At 24.1% G+C, this 18,130-nt stretch carries 11 protein-coding genes; 7 read left to right on the forward strand and 4 right to left on the reverse strand.

Annotation, left to right across the window (positions count from 1 at the left end):
• The first annotated feature begins 129 nt into the window (after nucleotides 1-129).
• From oraE to ACZ5EC_RS02255, 7 genes are all read left to right on the forward strand, one after another.
• Entirely contained in the window at nucleotides 130-2,319 is a 2,190-nt protein-coding gene (gene oraE, locus ACZ5EC_RS02225; RefSeq protein WP_464303334.1) for a D-ornithine 4,5-aminomutase subunit OraE, read from the forward strand.
• 157 nt (nucleotides 2,320-2,476) lie between these two features.
• Nucleotides 2,477-2,647: a 4Fe-4S binding protein gene (locus tag ACZ5EC_RS02230; RefSeq protein ID WP_464303335.1), complete on the forward strand. Its 171-nt coding sequence runs from the start codon at nucleotides 2,477-2,479 to the stop codon at nucleotides 2,645-2,647.
• A 2-nt stretch (nucleotides 2,648-2,649) separates the two neighbouring features.
• Nucleotides 2,650-3,831 (forward strand): TrmH family RNA methyltransferase, encoded by a 1,182-nt coding sequence (locus ACZ5EC_RS02235; protein WP_464303336.1) that lies wholly within the window; start codon nucleotides 2,650-2,652, stop codon nucleotides 3,829-3,831.
• A 96-nt stretch (nucleotides 3,832-3,927) separates the two neighbouring features.
• Nucleotides 3,928-5,172, forward strand: a complete 1,245-nt coding sequence (locus tag ACZ5EC_RS02240) for a lysophospholipid acyltransferase family protein (protein WP_464303337.1) — start codon at nucleotides 3,928-3,930, stop codon at nucleotides 5,170-5,172.
• 468 nt (nucleotides 5,173-5,640) lie between these two features.
• Nucleotides 5,641-6,288 (forward strand): hypothetical protein, encoded by a 648-nt coding sequence (locus ACZ5EC_RS02245; protein WP_464303338.1) that lies wholly within the window; start codon nucleotides 5,641-5,643, stop codon nucleotides 6,286-6,288.
• 340 nt (nucleotides 6,289-6,628) lie between these two features.
• On the forward strand, nucleotides 6,629-9,208 hold the full coding sequence (locus tag ACZ5EC_RS02250) for an ATP-dependent Clp protease ATP-binding subunit (RefSeq protein ID WP_464303339.1): 2,580 nt from the start codon (nucleotides 6,629-6,631) through the stop codon (nucleotides 9,206-9,208).
• A 436-nt stretch (nucleotides 9,209-9,644) separates the two neighbouring features.
• On the forward strand, nucleotides 9,645-11,708 hold the full coding sequence (locus ACZ5EC_RS02255; protein WP_464303340.1) for a methyl-accepting chemotaxis protein: 2,064 nt from the start codon (nucleotides 9,645-9,647) through the stop codon (nucleotides 11,706-11,708).
• Nucleotides 11,709-11,745: 37 nt separating this feature from the next.
• On the opposite strand, the gene ACZ5EC_RS02260 is transcribed toward ACZ5EC_RS02255, so the two are convergent.
• The 4 genes from ACZ5EC_RS02260 to ACZ5EC_RS02275 form a co-directional block, all read right to left on the reverse strand.
• Entirely contained in the window at nucleotides 11,746-12,522 is a 777-nt protein-coding gene (locus tag ACZ5EC_RS02260; protein WP_464303341.1) for a hypothetical protein, read from the reverse strand.
• A gap of 216 nt (nucleotides 12,523-12,738) precedes the next feature.
• Nucleotides 12,739-14,985 carry a methyl-accepting chemotaxis protein gene (locus tag ACZ5EC_RS02265; RefSeq protein WP_464303342.1) on the reverse strand — a complete coding sequence of 749 codons (2,247 nt, stop codon included), beginning with the start codon at nucleotides 14,983-14,985 and terminating at the stop codon, nucleotides 12,739-12,741.
• Between the two features lie 397 nt (nucleotides 14,986-15,382).
• Nucleotides 15,383-17,032 (reverse strand): glutamate formimidoyltransferase, encoded by a 1,650-nt coding sequence (ftcD, locus tag ACZ5EC_RS02270; RefSeq protein ID WP_464303343.1) that lies wholly within the window; start codon nucleotides 17,030-17,032, stop codon nucleotides 15,383-15,385.
• Between the two features lie 272 nt (nucleotides 17,033-17,304).
• A complete protein-coding gene (locus ACZ5EC_RS02275; RefSeq protein WP_464303344.1) occupies nucleotides 17,305-17,784 on the reverse strand; it encodes a hypothetical protein in 480 nt (159 codons plus the stop codon).
• Nucleotides 17,785-18,130: the final 346 nt, after the last annotated feature.

An 18,130-nucleotide genomic window follows, 5' to 3' on the forward strand; every position in this document is an offset into this window, starting at 1 on the left:
TATGTTTTAATTAAAATTATTGTTATATTGCAATAAAAATAGTTTTTATGTGTAAGATAAAAAATAAACTAACCTTTGAAAAAAATAAATATAAATTAAATAACTAATTTTATTAATAGGAGAAATTATATGAAATTGGATCCTAAAAAAAAGCTTGATTTTAAAGAGATTTTAAAAGATTTAAAAGATTATAGAGCAAATAAAAGGGGTTGGGTATGGAGAGATAACCCTGATTCAATAAAATATAGAGAACATACATATTTTGATCATTCCTCTCCCTTAAAACAATCAGTTCCTTTACCTGCAGCTAAATATTTTGATAATATAGATCCTCAACCTAAACCTGTAATTACAACAGAAATAGCTTCAGGAAGATTTGAAGATGATATTAGAAGAATGAGAATGGCTGCATGGCATGGTGCAGACCACATTATGGTAATTAGAACTACAGGGCAATCTCATATTGATGGATTAATTGAAGGGACACCTGAAGGAGTTGGTGGTGTTCCTATAACAAGAAAACAGGTTAGAGCTACTAGAAAAGCTTTAGATTGGATAGAAGAAGAGGTTGGAAGACCTATAAATTTTCATTCTTATGTTTCAGGGGTAGCTGGTCCTGAAATTGCTGTAATGTTTGCTGAAGAAGGAATTGCTGGTGCTCATCAAGATCCTCAATATAATGTTCTTTATAGAAATATTAATATGTATAGGTCTTTTGTAGATGCTGCTGAAGCTAAAAAAATAATGGCTGATGCTAAAATTTTTCAAATAGATGGAGCACATAATGCTAATGCAACTGCTAAAAAAGCATGGAAAGTTAGACCAGAACTTATGGTACAGCATGCAATTAATAGTTTATTTTCTGTAAAAGCAGGAATGGAACCAGAAAATATTGGATTGTCTACAGTTCCACCTACAGCACCACCTGCTCCAAAATTATGGTATGATTTACCATATGCAGTAGCATTAAGAGATATTTTCTCTGATTATAAATTTAGAGCACAACAAAATACCAGATATGTTGAATCAGATACAGATGAAGCTCAAATAACCCATGTTATAGATACTCTTATTTCAGCGTTAACTTCTTCGGATTTACAATCTACCATTACACCTGATGAAGGTAGAAATGTTCCATGGCATCAAAACAATATCAGGGCTGTAGACGGTACAAAACAGGTTTTTAATGCACTTGATGGAATAAAAAAACTTGTAAAACTTGATATGGATGGACCATTAGGTGATATTGTTAGAGAATTAAAAGAAAGAGCTGTTCTATTTTTAGAAGAGATAGTTGAAATTGGTGGATATTTTGAAGCTGTTTCAAGAGGTTATTTTGTTGATTCTGGTAATTATCCAGAAAGAAATGGTGATGGTATAGTTAGAGACAAAGATGGTGGAGTAGCAGCTGGTACAATTGTTGAAAGAGAAAGTGATTATTTTGCACCAGTTTGTTCTCATTTTGGGATTAACAATATACCTGAAGATTTAAACAAACCATGTGATGCTATTGATGGGTGTACTTTATGTAAACCTGAGAAAATTTCATATATCGATGAACTTGATCCAGAAGATAATGTTGAAAAGAGAATGAAAAAATATTTTGAGGATGAGGAAAAAGGGATTATCAGACCAGAAGTAGAATGGCATGGGGATGGTATTGTTACTGTTGAAATGGTTATCCCTACTTTTGAAGAAGCAGCTGAAATTGCAGCTTTAGAAATTGCAAAAAAAATGACTTTAGAAAATCCAGAAATAATTCATAAAAGAGTATTACATCCAGCTGAAGGTACATTATTCCTGGTTAAAGGAAGAATCCCTCATTATGTTAAACTTCAAGATATAAAAATTCCTGAAAAAGAAAAGTATTTATCTGATGATGAGATTGAAGAATTTGTAAAGAAAAATGAGTTAAAAGTTGTTGGTGCAACAGTTGGAGAAGATGAACATTCAGTTGGATTACAGGAAATTCTTGATATTAAACATGGTGGTATTGAAAAATGGGGTTTTAAGTGTTATTACCTTGGAACTTCTGTACCAGTTGAAAAGCTTGTTGATGCAGCAATTGAAACAGGTGCATGTGCAATATTAGCTTCTACTATTATTACACATGGAGAGATACATAAAATAAATATGAGAAAATTGGATCAAGTTTGTAGAGAAAAAGGGGTAAGAGATAAAATTATATTAATTGCTGGCGGGACTCAGGTAAACAATCAGATGGCAGTCGAAAATGGTATGGATGCAGGTTTTGGTAGAGGAACACATGGTATTGATGTAGCTAATTTTATTGTAAAAAAACTTAAAGGTTTAAAATAGATATTTGAATCATTTATTTTAATTTTATGTTATTTAAATAAAACTTTATATTATTTAATTTAATTTTTATATTTTTTAAATTAAACTTTATATTATTTGAATTATAAGTTATTAATTTTACTTTTCTTAAAATAAATAAAAATAGGAATTATTTGAGATGGTTTATATTGATAAAGATCTATGTAGAAATTGTAAAATGTGTATTAGGGCTTGTAGTTTAAAAGCAATTATTTTAAAAGACGGATTTGTTGATATAGATCAAAATAAATGTAAGAATTGTGGGATATGCATCATGGCATGTCCCTTTAATGCTATAAAGATGGAGTAAATTTGTTAGAATATTCAAACATTCAAAAGTTAATCAAATTTATAAATTTATGTTTTAAAGAACAAAGAAAAGAATATAGTTCATTAAAATCTAAATTAATCAATAATAATATTAATACAATTTATAATCAAGATAAAACTTATAAATATAATAATATAGAAAGAATTAGCAATAGTTTAAATAACTCTTTTTTTGTTTTGTTAGAAGGAAAAAATGTTATTGAAGAAGCTTTAAAAAATAATGTATTGATCCTTATCCTTTTTGTAGATAAAAGTAAGTATAATACAGAAAGTTTTATTAACTTAAAGAACTCTTTTTTACATCAGGAAACTAAATTTGATCTAAGTAATATCATTGATAAAGCATTGGATAATATTTTAATTAATAGAAAGAATAATGAGAATTATAATATTAGTTGTATAAATTTTTTAAAAATATTAAAAAAATTGAATTATCAAAAAAATAGAATTATTTCAGTTGATCAGGAGATACTTTCCAAAATTTCTTCCACAAAAACACCTTATCCATTTATTGGTGTTGGAGTTTTACCAGAAAAGTTTAGTAATTTTTATTCTATTAATTCTTTACTGATTAAAAATAAAAATGATTATTTATTAAATCTGGAATCTGATCAAAAATTTATATTGCTAGAAAATATACAGGATCCAGGAAATTTAGGGACAATCATTAGAACATCTGTTGCTTTTGGATTTAAAAATATTTTATTAATTGGTGATACAGTTTTTCAATTTTCCCCAAAAGTTATTAGAGGATCAGCAGGAAATATATTTTCTCTTAACTCCATAAATTCTATAAACTATAATAATTTAGAACTTTTTAAAACTATGGGATATACGCTTATAGGATTGTCTTCACATTCTAATATTTCTATTAATGAGTTATTGAGACAGGGTGATTTTAATAATAATTACAAAATAAATCCAAAGGGAAATAATAATCATGTTTTTGATTTAAAAGAAAAAGAAAATTTTAATGCTAAAAGTTTATTAAGAAAAGTTATATTTTGTTTTGGTAATGAGGGAAAAGGAATTACTGAAAAATTCAAAAATTATATTGATATTTTTGTTAAAATACCTATTGAAAATGAAGTAGAATCACTTAACTTATCTATATCTGTATCAATTATTGAGTATTTTTATTATATACTTTTTAATCAATTATAATATTATGAATAATTAATTTTTTCTTAATTTGATTTTTTTGTTTTTAATTAAAAATGTTTCTAAATAAACACAAATAAATACAAGAGTAAAGGATTTATGAAAAAAAATAAAACTAAAATAAAAGTATGGAAATGGTTTCATAAATTATTAAGATATACATTACAACCAATTCTTTTTAAAATGTTTAATATAGAAGGGGATTATGAAGCTATTAAAAATTTAAAACCTCCTTTTATTGTTTTAGGTAATCATACAAATTATTGGGACCCATTTTTAGTTTCTATATTTATTAAACCTCCTATTTATTTTGTTGCTTCTGATGAAAATTTTAGAAGATTCTGGCTCAATATTGTAATGAAAATATTAGGTGCAATTCCGAAAACTAAATTTGTATCAGATTTAGAAACAGTGAAAACTTTGGTTAGACTTAAGGAAAGAGGGGAAGTTATAGGGATATTTCCTGAAGGAGCAAGGACTTGGGATGGAAAACCTTTGCCTATTATTAAATCTACTTCAAAATTGATAAAACTTTTAAAAATACCTGTAGTAACTGTTATTGTTAAAGGTGGGTATTTATCTTTTCCTCGATGGGCAAAAAAAACAAGAAAAGGGAAAATGATTATTAGTTATAAAATTTCTCTTACAAAGGATGAAAGTAAATCATATTCTGTAGAAAAAATACACAAAATTATATCAAAAGATCTTAATTCTAATGATTATGATTTTCAAAAAGAGAATAAGATAAAATATAAAGGAAAAGACCTTGCTGAATATTTAGAACTACTTTTATTTGTTTGTCCATCCTGTAAAAATATCAGTACTTTAGAGAGTGAAAAAAATATTTTTTATTGTAAAAATTGTAATTTAAAAACAAAATATACAGAAGAAGGATATTTGAAATTTATCTCAAAACATAATGACTTTAATACTAAAAAATTTGAAAATCCTCAATATTGGAATGAATGGCAAATAAAATATTTAAAAGAGTATTTTAAGTCTAAACTAAAAAATAAGCATAAAAACAAAATATTATTAATAGATAAAAATGTAATTATGTTTACCAGTAAAAAAGCTAAACCTTTGCAAAAAGTAAATGTTGGAAACTTGATTTTAAATGAAGAAGGAATTATTTTTAGTACAATGAGGATGAAAAATTTTCATTTTAATTTAGATAGGATTTATGGTGAAAATGTTCAAAGAAGTACTAAATTTGAATTTTATTATAATAATAAATTACATAGATTTCATTTTTTAAATAAAAGGATTTCTGCTTACAAATGGGTAAAATCTATAAAGATATTAAAAGAACTTAATAATATTAAAACTCCAGATATGTACTAAAAATTTTATACTTATACAATTTGAATATAGTTTTAATAATAAATTTGTTTTAAAAGAAACCCCTTTATGAGTGTATAAAAAATATACAAGTGTAAATATAATACTCGTTTATATTTTCTTGCTTTTTACCATTACATTATAGTAAATAATATTTCTCATTTATATTTAATAACAATTAATAAATCTCATACACTTTTTTATAATATTCAATTTATTTAATGGTATATTTTTACTATTTAAATTTAAATCAAAAATATAACAATAATCTAAATCAAAAACTAAAATAAATTATAATAAATTATTGAAAAAACAAATAATTATAGATATAAACATCAATATATATTATTAAATAAGTCTAAAAGCAATCATATATTAATAATAGTTATTGACTTATTTGAATTATAAATTATAATAGATTTGTATGAATATTTTCTTTTTATCTAAATATTTGGTAAAAGGAGAATAAAAATGTTAACAAAATATATTATCATTTTTTTCCTGATTTTATTTTCAACAGTATTTTTGTCTAATGAAATGAAAGCAAATGAAATAGATTATCCTATTTCTGTAAATTTAGTAATCCCCATTCTTTCAAATTTATCTCAAGAATCACTTAAAAGTATTTTATTTAATATGGATTTTGTATTCCTGTATCAATTAAATTCTTTTTTACGACTTGGCTTATATGCAGATTTAATGTCTGGAATAACTACAATATTAAGTTCTTTTGAAGCATTGTTTTGGATTTTATTATTTCCAATATCTTTTCCTTTAGATAAAGCTGGAATATGGACATTTCCTGAATTTCAGGAAACTGTTTTAGATTATCATTTTGGAATTTTTTTTAATACCAAAATTACAAATATTAATAATCTGGAATTGGACTTTATTTGTAAAATAGGATATGGAATTTTTATATGTGACTTAATGAATTATGATAATAGCAATACATTTTTTGTAATCCCGAAAATAATCCTTAAATTCCCATTATTAAAAGGTGGTGGGATTGGGATTAACATAGGGTATCAATTCAATGTAATTGCACAAGGCATTTATAAAGGACAAATATATTACTTTCCACAAGCAGGTTTATATTTTTATTTCAATAATATATAATAGGTGATATTATCTTTAAACATACAATATATCCTTTATGTAAGGATTGTTTTCTTTCAGTTTAGTTAACCAATAATTGAATAGAAAATCTTCTTAATAATATTTATTAATGTGTTAAAAATATCTATTTTTTAATATTTTTTTGAAATTAAATCTTCACTCTAAAATTATTCAGTTAATAAAGGATAAAGTTATTTAAAAATGTGATTTACCACTTATAAATAATTTATTCTTATGTTAAAATTTTAATATATGGGAGTAGTATCATATAATTTAATTGGCATAATATTTGCTATACTATTAAGGAGAAATTAAAAAAAATATCAAAATGGAGGTATAAATGTTAAATTTTGATAGAATGACACAACTTGCAATTGATGCAATTAATAATGGATTTAATGAAGCAGTCTTGAGGGGAAACCCAGAAGTTAACGAAGCTCATATCCTTTTTGGAATTCTGGAAAGTGAGGACAATCTTTTTAAAGATTACTTAAAACAAAAAGGTATTGATCTAAATTTTTTTAAAGATCAAGTTTTAAAAATATTGGATACTTTTCCAAAGGTAAGTGGTTCAAATCAAGTTGTTCCATCAGCAAGTTTACAAAAAGTATTTGCTATAGCTGATAATGAAGCAAAAAAATTAGGTGATTCTTATGTTGCAATTGAACATTTGTTATATGGTATTGCTAAAGATGGATATCAAGTTAAACAGCTTCTTAATAATGCAGGAATTACCTATAATGAATTAAGTAGTTATTATAGAAAAGTGAGAAATGGAGAAAAAATTGATACAATGGATTCAGATAGAAATTTAAAAGTACTGGAAAGTTTTACAATTGATCTTACAAAACTAGCATATGATAAAAAATTGGATCCAGTAATTGGTAGAGAAGAAGAGATTAGAAGAATAATACAAATATTATCCAGAAGAACAAAAAACAATCCAGTGTTAATAGGAGAACCAGGAGTTGGTAAAACTGCTATTGTTGAAGGAGTTGCTCAGAGAATTGCTGATGGGGATGTTCCACAATCTTTAAAAGGGAAAAAAATTTTATCTCTGGATATTTCTGGAATGCTTGCTGGTACAAAATTTAGAGGTGAATTTGAAGAGCGAATGAAGAAATTATTAAAAGCTGTTGAAAAAGCGGAAGGTAATATAATTTTGTTTATTGATGAAATACACCTTTTAATTGGAGCTGGAAAAGCTGAAGGAACAGTTGACGCTGCTAATATGTTAAAACCTGCTTTAGCTAGAGGGCAATTGCATTGTATAGGTGCAACAACTTTAGATGAATACAGGAAATATATTGAAAAGGATGCTGCTCTTGAAAGAAGGTTTCAACCTCTAATTGTAAAAGAACCTGATGTACAGGATACAATTGCAATTTTAAGGGGAATTAAAGAACGATATGAACTTCATCATGGTATAAGAATAACTGATAAGGCTGTAGTTGCTGCTGCAACACTATCTGAGAGATACATTACTGATAGATTTTTACCAGATAAAGCAATTGATCTAATTGATGAAGCAGCATCAAGATTAAGAGTACAACTTGAATCAGTACCTGAAATAATTGATAAAAAACAAAGAGATTTAATTAGACTTGAGATTGAAAAACAAGCATTGGTTAAGGAAACAGATGAGCAATCAAAACAGAGATTACAAAAAGTTGAATCATTAATAGAAAAAGTAAAAGGAGAGATTAATAATTTAAAAGAAAATTGGAATCAAGAGAAAAATGTTGTAGCTAATATTTCAAAATTAAAAGAACAAATAGAAAGTTTAAAAAAAGAAGCAGAAATTGCTCAGAGAAATGGAAATTTTGATAAAGTAGCAGAAATCAGATATGGTAAAATACCAGAATTAGAAAAACAATTAGAGCAGTTAATTGAAAAATCTAAAAAGAGTCAGGAATTTTTGAAAAAAGAAGTTGATGAAGATGATATTGCATTGATTGTTTCTTCCTGGACAGGAATTCCTGTTACAAAGCTTATGGAATCAGAAAGAAATAAACTTTTAAATATAGAAAAAGAATTGAAAAAGTATGTAGTTGGACAGGATCATGCTTTAGCAGTATTAGCTGAAGCTATAAGAAGAAACAAAGCAGGTTTATCGGATTTAACAAAACCAATTGGGTCATTTTTATTTTTAGGACCAACAGGTGTTGGAAAAACTGAAACTGCAAAAACTTTAGCAAAATTTCTGTTTGATTCAGAAAAGTCTTTGATTCGACTTGACATGAGTGAATATATGGAAAAACATTCTATTTCTAAAATTATTGGAGCACCTCCAGGTTATGTTGGATATGATGAAGGTGGAAGTTTAACTGAATCTGTAAGAAGGAATCCTTATTCTGTAATTTTATTAGATGAAATAGAAAAAGCTCATCCTGATGTATTTCACCTTCTTTTACAAATTCTTGATGATGGGAGATTAACAGATTCCCATGGAAGAGTAATAAATTTTAAAAATACAATTATTATAATGACTTCAAATATTGGTAGTGATATTATTTTAAACCATCAAGGTAATATAAAAGAAATTGAAGGGAAATTACATGAATTATTATTACAGTATTTTAGACCGGAATTTTTGAATAGGATTGATGAAATATTGATTTTTAATAAATTAGATTCTAAAGTTGCAAAAGATATTGTAAATATTCAAATAAATTTATTAAATAATAGATTAAAAGATAAACAAAATAAAATAGAATTAACAACAAAAGCAATTGAAAAAATTGTTAAGGAAGGTTTTGTTAAAGAGTATGGTGCAAGACCATTGAAAAGATATATTCAATCTAAAATTGAAAACAACCTTGCTAAAATGATTTTAAAAGGGGATGTAGTAGAAAAAGATGTGATCGTAGTAGATGTTAATGAAAAAAATGAATTTACATTTAAAGTAAAAAGGGGATAATATCCCCTTTTTTTTATTAAATATTGTATTTAAGCATTCCTAATTATGTTGTGTAAATTAAAATAAAAAAATTAAGTTTTTTAAATTTGTTTTGTAATTTAATACTAATAACAATATTTAGAAAAAAAATTGACAATTTAATTTTTATTTATAAATTAAATTCAGTTTGTAGAGTATGTGATTCAAGTATTATCCTATAATTATTATTAATAAGTTTTACTTTCAAAGTTAATTAATTTTTATTTATCTTTTTTAATTCTAAAATTAACTCTGTATTTTTTGTAATACTAATTATTAAAAAGTTTATTATAATGCAATATTATAAGTTATTTAATTTATATTTTTTAAAAAATAATTTAATTAAATATAATAACTAAATAAATATTGGTTTGATTATTATAAAAAGTAATCTTATCCATTTGAAAAGAGGTATAAAATGAAATTAAGAAATAAGATGTTCTTAGTGATTTTTATAATATTACTTTTAATTTGTTTATCTATTTATTCTATTTTATTGATTATAGAAAGATATAATCTAATTAATAACAACTTATTTAATTTGTCTGAATTTGTATCAACATTGAATTTTAATAATAAAGAACTTTATAATTTTTATCAAAATCCAGATAAAACATTTATAAGCAAAAACAATGAAAATTATCAAAAGATGAAAAATATTTTAATTCTTTTGATAAAAAATACCAATACAAAAGAATTAAAAGATAATTACAAAAAAATTGCAGTGAAATTAATGGACTATTATAGTGTTATTTTAGTTATTTATAATACTTATTATGATATAGGGTTTGAAAGTAATTCAGGTAGAACTAAAATACTTGATAAAGATTTTCAAAACTTAATAGAGAGTGTGAAAAATGTTAAATTCAATTCTAATATTAAAATGAAAATTATTGAAAATCTTTATGTTTTAGAAGATATTGGAAAAGAGTATTTACTATATAATAAACAAAAATATATAGATTTGTTTAATCAAAATTTTAAAGAAATTTTAATTGAAATTGATAAATTGAATAATTCTAAGATAATTAATTTAGCTAATTCATTTAAAAGAGATTTTGAAAAAATTATTCAACTTAATGAAAGTATTAATAAAAATAAAAAATCTTTAGAGAAATTAAGTGGTGATATAAATCTTTTATTAACACAAATTAGTGAAACTCATAAAAAACATTTAAAAAAAGTTTCTTATGAAATGAAAATATATCTTGGTATTATAGCTTTGTTATTCTCAATTATAATTGCTTTTTTATTATTAAAAAGTATAAATGGAATAATTTCACCTGTAATTTCTCTTTCCAATTTTTTAAAAACATTATCTAATGGTGATTTCAGAGAAGAGATAAAAATAAAAAAAAGCAGAGATGAAATTGGACTTCTTGTTAATTCTTTAAATCATACTGTAACAAATTTAAAAAATTTAATTTTTAAAATAATTAAGATATCTGAAAAATTAAGAGATTCAAATAAGTTTTTAATTCAAAAGATGGATGATTCCAAAAAATCAACAAATGATATAACTAATACTTTAAAAAATACCATGAAAAGTATTGAAAATCAAAATGAGATTATAAAACAAACTTATTCAAATACAAACAAATTTATTCAAAAAATAATAAAATTAAACAATGTAATTCAAAATCAATCAGCTAATATTACTGAATCGTCTGCTGCAATTGAGCAGATGGTACAGAATATAAATTCTGTTTTTGAAAATATAGACCAAACTGTTAATGTAGTAGAAAATCTTAAAAATAATTCTGTTGAAGGAAAAGAAAAGTTATCCAATGTAGATAAACTTATTAATGAGATTTTTAGAAGTTCAGAATCATTAATTGAAGCCAATAAAGTAATTTCAACTATTGCATCTAAAACAAATCTGCTTGCAATGAATGCAGCAATTGAGGCTGCTCATGCAGGTGATTCTGGTAGAGGATTTTCTGTTGTTGCTGATGAGATAAGAAAGCTATCAGAAACATCATCAAATCAAACTAAAGATATTGACAAAAATTTAAAAGAGATAAAAAATTTAATTAATATTGTAGTTGATTCTTCAAAAGTATCTATTAAAGCTTTTGATGAAATATATAATATGATAGATGCAGTTTTGAATAGTATCACAAATATTAAGTTAGCAATGAAAGAGCAAAGTGAAGGAAGCAAACAGATATTAGATGCATTAAAAAATATGATGGAAATGACAAAAAAAGTTGAAATAGAATCTAATGGAATGGTAAATGAAAGTGAAGAAACTGGTAAAATTTTAAACAAATTAATTGAAACTAATAAGAAAACTAATGATGAAATTGAAAAGATTAATAGGGAAGTTGATTTTATTAATAGCATTATTCTGGATATTAAAAAGTTTGGAGATAAAAATACCTTGCAAATAGAAGATTTAATTCAAAATGTGAATAAATTTAAAATAGAGAAAAGTTATAAAAATAAAACTAACCTTGTAGAATATCATGAAAAAAAATAAAATGTTTTATTAATGAAGCTTTTAAAAATAAATTAATCTAGAAAATTTTTTCCCACACAGTTTTTTTGTTATTTGTAGATTTAAATTTCATTTTTTTTAGATATCTAATATGAGCAGGATTATAAGTTTTTATAAAAATTTTCTTTGCATTGATTTTTGAGAATATATTTCGATTTTCAAGAAAAAGGTATTTTCCAATTTTAAAATCTCTATATTCTGGGGTTACATAGTCAAGTCTTATTTCATATTCATTAATTTCATATTTATTATTTTTATTTTTATCTAAAATTTTATCACTATCAGATTTATCTTTATTCAAATTCATGTTTTTTGCTGATTTTGAAATATTAATTGATAATTTATAATCTTCCTGGTGATTATAATTTTCATAATTAGAAGGTCGTAGTATTAAAAGCCCAGCAGGTTTAAGGTTTCTAAAAAATAAAAGTATTTTATGATATGGTTTTATTTTAAAATCAAAATCAGGGAAAAAAGATTTGATATCCTTTCCATATAATTCAAAAAAAGCATCAATAAATTTTTTAGCAAAATTATTTTTATAATCTGCAAAATAGAATTGAAATTTCTCTTTTTTTGTAAAGTAATCAATTATATAATAAATATCAATTAAAACGATAAAACCATTAACAGAAGCTATAGGAAAAGAATTAATAATAATACCATAAAATGTAAAAAGAATTGCTCCAATAATATTTAATATTCTTAATTTAATAACTGACCTTGACATTAAAGATAATGCAACAATTATTGAAGCAATATATCCGGTAATTTCTATTAAAGTTAAGTTAAACATATTATTCTAATTATATAGTATTTTTATTATACCTTTTTTAGTTCAAATATTAATGTAAACTATTAATACAAACTAATACAATTTTAATTAATATCATTTAATTTATAATAATTATAAAAATGCAATATAAAATAACAATAAATAAAATGTATACCTAAATAATGTTAAAAAATTAATAATAAATAGCAACTAAAAATTTCTTTTTCAACTAAAATACTATTCTTTTTCTTCTCCTGGTAATACTTCATTTTCTTCAACTGAATTATCAGTAGTTTTTTCTATAAGTTTTGATTCTTCTTGAGAAGAAGTGGTTTTAATTTCTTGAATTTTGCTTTCTTCTATTATAAAGGATTGTACAACATCAGCAACAGTATCTATATATTTTTTGGTTTCAAGACTTATTTTTGATATATTTGCAACAGAAGCATTAATTTCATTTGCCCCAAGAGTTATTTCATCAATATTATTTTTAACTTCTGTACTTATATTAGTAAGTTTTTGTATTGCTTGATCAACAACTTCATTACCTTCTTTTAAATCAATTGATGTTTGTTTTACATCTGATGTTGTAGAATTCATATGATTTAGGGCTTCAAGAATTTGTTGACTTCCTTTGCTTTGTTCAATCATAGCTTCCTTAACTTCTTCTACAACAGAATTTACACTTTGAACAAGTTGCATCATATCATTAAATGTGTTTTGAGCATCTGTTGCTGATACTGCAACTTCATCAATAGATTCTTTGATCTTTTTAAGGTTAAATTCTATTTGTTTAGACTGCTCAGCAGAAAGTTCAGCAAGTTTTCTAATTTCATCAGCTACAACAGCAAATCCTCTTCCTGCCTCACCAGCATGAGCAGCTTCAATTGCAGCATTCATGGCTAATAAATTTGTTTTTTCAGAAATTGATGATATCATTTTATTAGCATCCAATAATTTTTCAGATTCATTTGATATGTTTGTTATTTTTTTGACTACAATGTTTAGTTTATCCTTTCCTGTTACAGAAGTTTTGTCAAGTTTTTCAACATAATCACCTGCAATTTCAGCATTTTTAGTTACTGATTGTATATTTGAAACCATTTCTTCAATAGAAGATGATGATTCAGCAATACTTGAAGCCTGTTCTTCAACAGCTTTATTTAAATTACTAATATTTAAAGTAAATTTGTCTATTACGTCTTTTGATTCATTTACACTTTGTTTTTGTACTTCAACTTGATTAAGAGTGTTTTGCAAATTAGAAGTTATTTCATTTACTGCTGATGCAGTTTCTGTCATATTTACATTTAAATCCTGACCATTTACCCTTAAATTTTCAGCTTGTTTTTTTATTGTAACTACAATAGAAGATAATTTATCAATGAATTTATTGAAATTATTTGCAACTTCTTCAAATTCATCTTTAGTTTTAAATTTTAAATGTTGAGTTAGATCTGCTTCTCCAGAGGAAATCTCTTCAAGTCTTCTTTTTAAGTGATTTACAGGTTTAACTACAATATTGTTAATTAATATACTTAATATAATTATTGTAAGAATAAGTGAAATTGTAATTAGAGAAATACTAAATATAATTATTTTGTTTGATTGAGTCGTTGCTTCTTTCCAGTCTAAAACTAACCCAATTTTTAATCCTGCTATTGAAAGGTTTTTGTAAAACACAATTTTATCTTTACCATTTATTTTTACTCTATTATATCCAGTGGTTTTTGATATAAAGTCATTGGCTATATTTTGAATACCATCTTTTGCATTTTTAATATTTAAACCTTTATTAATATATTCATCATCAGGATAAATTATAAATTTCCCATTGTTATTTGTAAGAAAAATATATCCAGTTTTTCCAACTTTATAATTTTTAAAATAAGATTTGATAAAATCAGCTGTCATATCCATAGCTGAAACACCTATAATTTTTCCGGTATCATCTTTAATAGGGTAACTGATTGAAATTACTAAAGCTTTTGTTTTATCAGCACTTATATATGGTTCTGTAAAATAAAGTCCATCATTTTTAACAGCACCAACATACCATGGTCTTTTTGTTGCATCATAGTCAGAAGGGATTCCTAATTCCAGGCAAGAATAAACAGTTTTAGTAATAGGAGACCCAACATATATGTACTGAATATCTTTATCAAAATTAACCATGTTTTTAATTGTTTTTATATAAGGTTGAAATTCAGGAGTTGAAAGATATTTTTTTTCATCTCTTGTATTGGCTTTTGTCACAATGAGCTTTGCTTCTTCTGATTGAGAAAGATCAATAACTGCACGAGCTTTTTCTTTAAAAAAAGAAGTAATTTTTTCATCAATTCTTTGTAAATCAAGAGTTTCATAATTTATTATCTGGTTTGTTAAATTATCTTTAAATGTCTTTATTAAATAAAAGTTAAAAGCAATTAATATTATCATAGGTATCCCTACAGCAAAAATTAATAATTTGTTTCTTAATTTCATTTTATACTCCTTCAAGAGAAGATATTAATAGTTTTAAATTATATTTATATTTTAATTCATAGAAATAAGTTTGTCAAAAGAAATACTAAATTTTTTTGAAAGTAATTTATAAATGAATAAATAAAATTATATGTGCTAAAAATTTAAAAATTTTTAAAGGATTATATTAGCAATACTATATAAATTAGTTATAATTATAAAATTATAACTAATTTTGGTTTAAATTTAAAAAAAAATAAAAAGGATAAACTTACTTTTTTATAAATAATTTTTTATAAAAAACCAGATGGATAACTATGCTTATCCATCTGGAATTATTATTTATTATTTAAAATTATTGTATTTTTAAAATTAAAAGTAAATTTAGTATAAATTATTATTTTACTGACATGCTTAATTATAGTTTTCTTTCAATTTCTTTAACAATCTGTGTAAGCTCTTCAAGAATTTGTGGATAAAATTTTGAATATCTATTTTTAATTTCATTTTTAAAATTTTCATCAGTAATAGATGAAAAGTTAATTAAAATATTTAAATAAGCACCTTGAAGAGCAGCAATTAACATTAAAGCAGACACTGCTGCATCAGAAATAGCATTTTTGTTTCCAATTTCTGCAATCCTTTTTATTAGAGGTAAAAGTTGTTCTGAAAGTTCCATCATTTCTAATGGTGATAAAGCAGCATTTTTTATAGCTTTTTCAATAGAAATTTTTCTCTTTTCTTTATCCTCTTCAGTTTTTTTTGGCATTTTAAAAGCTGCCATATAATTATTGAATACTTCAGTATCTTTATTAATTAAATTCAAAAATTGTTTCTTTAATGATTGAGCTTTAATTCCAATTTCTTCGGCTTCATCCCAGAAATCCTTATAATTTTTTTTCTTATAAGTTAAATTTGCTACCATAGAAACTAAAGAGGAAGATATTGCAGCTGATAATGCTGCTACTGAACCACCCCCTGGTGCAGGAGAATTAGAAGCGAGTTCATCCATAAAGTCTTCAATAGTAAGATTTGTAAGATTGTTTGTATTCTTAATTCTATATTCAATAATTTTTTTATCGGGATCAAATTTTGTAACATCGTTTAATCCAAGTGAATAAATAGCAATGTCAATTAATTCTTTTTCAGAAACAGCAGTTGATCCTCCCTGTTTTTTTAGATAAAATTTACCTGCTTCAATTATTGCCTGTAATGGAACCAGTCCTACAATTTCAGAACCTGTTATTCTAACTCCTAATTTTTGTGCTTCTTCAATTGCTGCTTCAAAAGCATGATGCATATTTGTAATTTTAAAGTTTGTAAGGTTAATAGAAATTTGAGCCCTTTTATAATCATCAACATACCAACCAATAGCTTTACAATATTTAAGTTTTCCTGGTACCTGTACTTTATTTCCATCTTTATCTTTTACAATTTTCCCTTTCTCTCTAATTTCTTTTGCAATTTTGGTTGCTAATTTTTTATCTTTTGAATTTAAATTGATGTTATATGCAATCAAAAATTCTCTAGCACCTATAACTGTTGCACCAGTTTTAGCTATTTTTTCATTAAATTTGTCTGGTCCAAAATCAGGTTTCCATTCAGGATCTTTTAGTTTATTTTCCAGTCCTTCATATTCTCCTACTCTGATATTAGCAAGATTTTTTCTTTCTTCTTTAGAAGCTGCATTTTCATAAAGATAAACAGGGATTCCTAATTCTTTTCCAACCCTTTGTCCAAGTTTTTTAGCTAGTTCTACACATTCTTCCATTGTTACTTCAGATACTGGAATAAATGGACAAACATCGCAAGCTCCAATTCTTGGATGAGCACCTTTATGTTTTTTCATATCAATAAGTGTAGTGCCAACTTTTATTGCATTAAATGCTGCTTCTAAAATCTTATCAGGTTCACCTACAAAAGTAAAAACAGTTCTATTTGTATCTTCTCCAGGGTCGACATCAAGTAAATTAACTCCATCAGTTTGTTCAATGGTTGCAGCTATCTTTTGAATTATATTTTTATCTTTTCCTTCAGAAAAATTTGGAACACATTCAACTAATTTCATTTTGAACTCCTAATTTTTTTATTTAGTTTTTAACTTAAAAGTATAATTAAATATTAAATTTTGAATTGTTTTATAATAACAATTAAAAACTAATATAATTAGTTTAGAAAACTTATAATATAAAAAGAGATAATTTCAATAAAAGTTTGGTAAATAGTTAAATAATATTTTTAGTAATTTCTATAATTATTAAAAAACATAAAGATGAAATTGCATATAAATAAAGGTATAAAAAGAAATAAGATTGCACCAGGGAAGAAAAGGAAAAAAGTTTATATTTCAAGATTAAATAGAGGGTTTGTATAAGCGTTTGAAGGCATTTTAATATTTTCTTTAAGTATTAATTTTTTAGAATTGTTTTTGTTTTTTTCAATATCAAAAACAAATTTTGTTATTCCAAAACTACCAGGATCTCTTATTATTATAATTATTTTATTATCTTCAGTTTGATAACAAAATGCATAGGAGTCAGGAGAATCACTTTCAACTTTCATCTTTAATATCTTCAATGCTGTTTCTTTTAAAAAGGCAAAATATTCAGAATTTTTATCATTAAATGGATTTTTTAAATTAAATTCTGCAATAATTTGATCAAAAATTTTTGAAAGTTCAATAGAAAAAAATTCATCAGTTTTACCAGGATAAATTACCTGTGTCCTTAAAAAATTAAATTTTGTTAAAACAGATTCTATATGTTCAATTGTAAATTCAAGAAGTTCTTTACCTTTTTTTGATAATTTAAATTTATTCATTTTTTTCTCCATTTAATGTGAATGATTTGATTATATATCTTTGATAATATATTTTCATAGTAAATAATAAATTAAATTTTTATATCCTATTCTTTTTATATAATTATTTTTTGTATAATATTATATTATTAATTTTACTGGTACTGGTTAAAAATAATTTTATTAAAATTAACTTAATATTTGCTTTAATAACAATAAATAAATTAAAGTTTTTTTATTAATTTGGTTTTCCTTAAAATCATATATCTTGTTAGTCTTTAAAAATAATATTGTTATAATTTTTCTTATTTAAAATGTAATTTGAAAAACTATAATTAACCAATACAAAATATTTTATATTAACATT

This window comes from Exilispira thermophila, from assembly GCF_055389015.1.

Coding starts and splice junctions, on each gene's coding strand:
- oraE (WP_464303334.1), top strand. CDS start 130: ATGAAATTGGATCCTAAAAAAAAGCTTGATTTTAAAGAGATTTTAAAA.
- ACZ5EC_RS02230 (WP_464303335.1), top strand. CDS start 2,477: ATGGTTTATATTGATAAAGATCTATGTAGAAATTGTAAAATGTGTATT.
- ACZ5EC_RS02240 (WP_464303337.1), top strand. CDS start 3,928: ATGAAAAAAAATAAAACTAAAATAAAAGTATGGAAATGGTTTCATAAA.
- ACZ5EC_RS02245 (WP_464303338.1), top strand. CDS start 5,641: ATGTTAACAAAATATATTATCATTTTTTTCCTGATTTTATTTTCAACA.
- ACZ5EC_RS02250 (WP_464303339.1), top strand. CDS start 6,629: ATGTTAAATTTTGATAGAATGACACAACTTGCAATTGATGCAATTAAT.
- ACZ5EC_RS02255 (WP_464303340.1), top strand. CDS start 9,645: ATGAAATTAAGAAATAAGATGTTCTTAGTGATTTTTATAATATTACTT.
- ACZ5EC_RS02260 (WP_464303341.1), bottom strand. CDS start 12,522: ATGTTTAACTTAACTTTAATAGAAATTACCGGATATATTGCTTCAATA.
- ACZ5EC_RS02265 (WP_464303342.1), bottom strand. CDS start 14,985: ATGAAATTAAGAAACAAATTATTAATTTTTGCTGTAGGGATACCTATG.
- ftcD (WP_464303343.1), bottom strand. CDS start 17,032: ATGAAATTAGTTGAATGTGTTCCAAATTTTTCTGAAGGAAAAGATAAA.
- ACZ5EC_RS02275 (WP_464303344.1), bottom strand. CDS start 17,784: ATGAATAAATTTAAATTATCAAAAAAAGGTAAAGAACTTCTTGAATTT.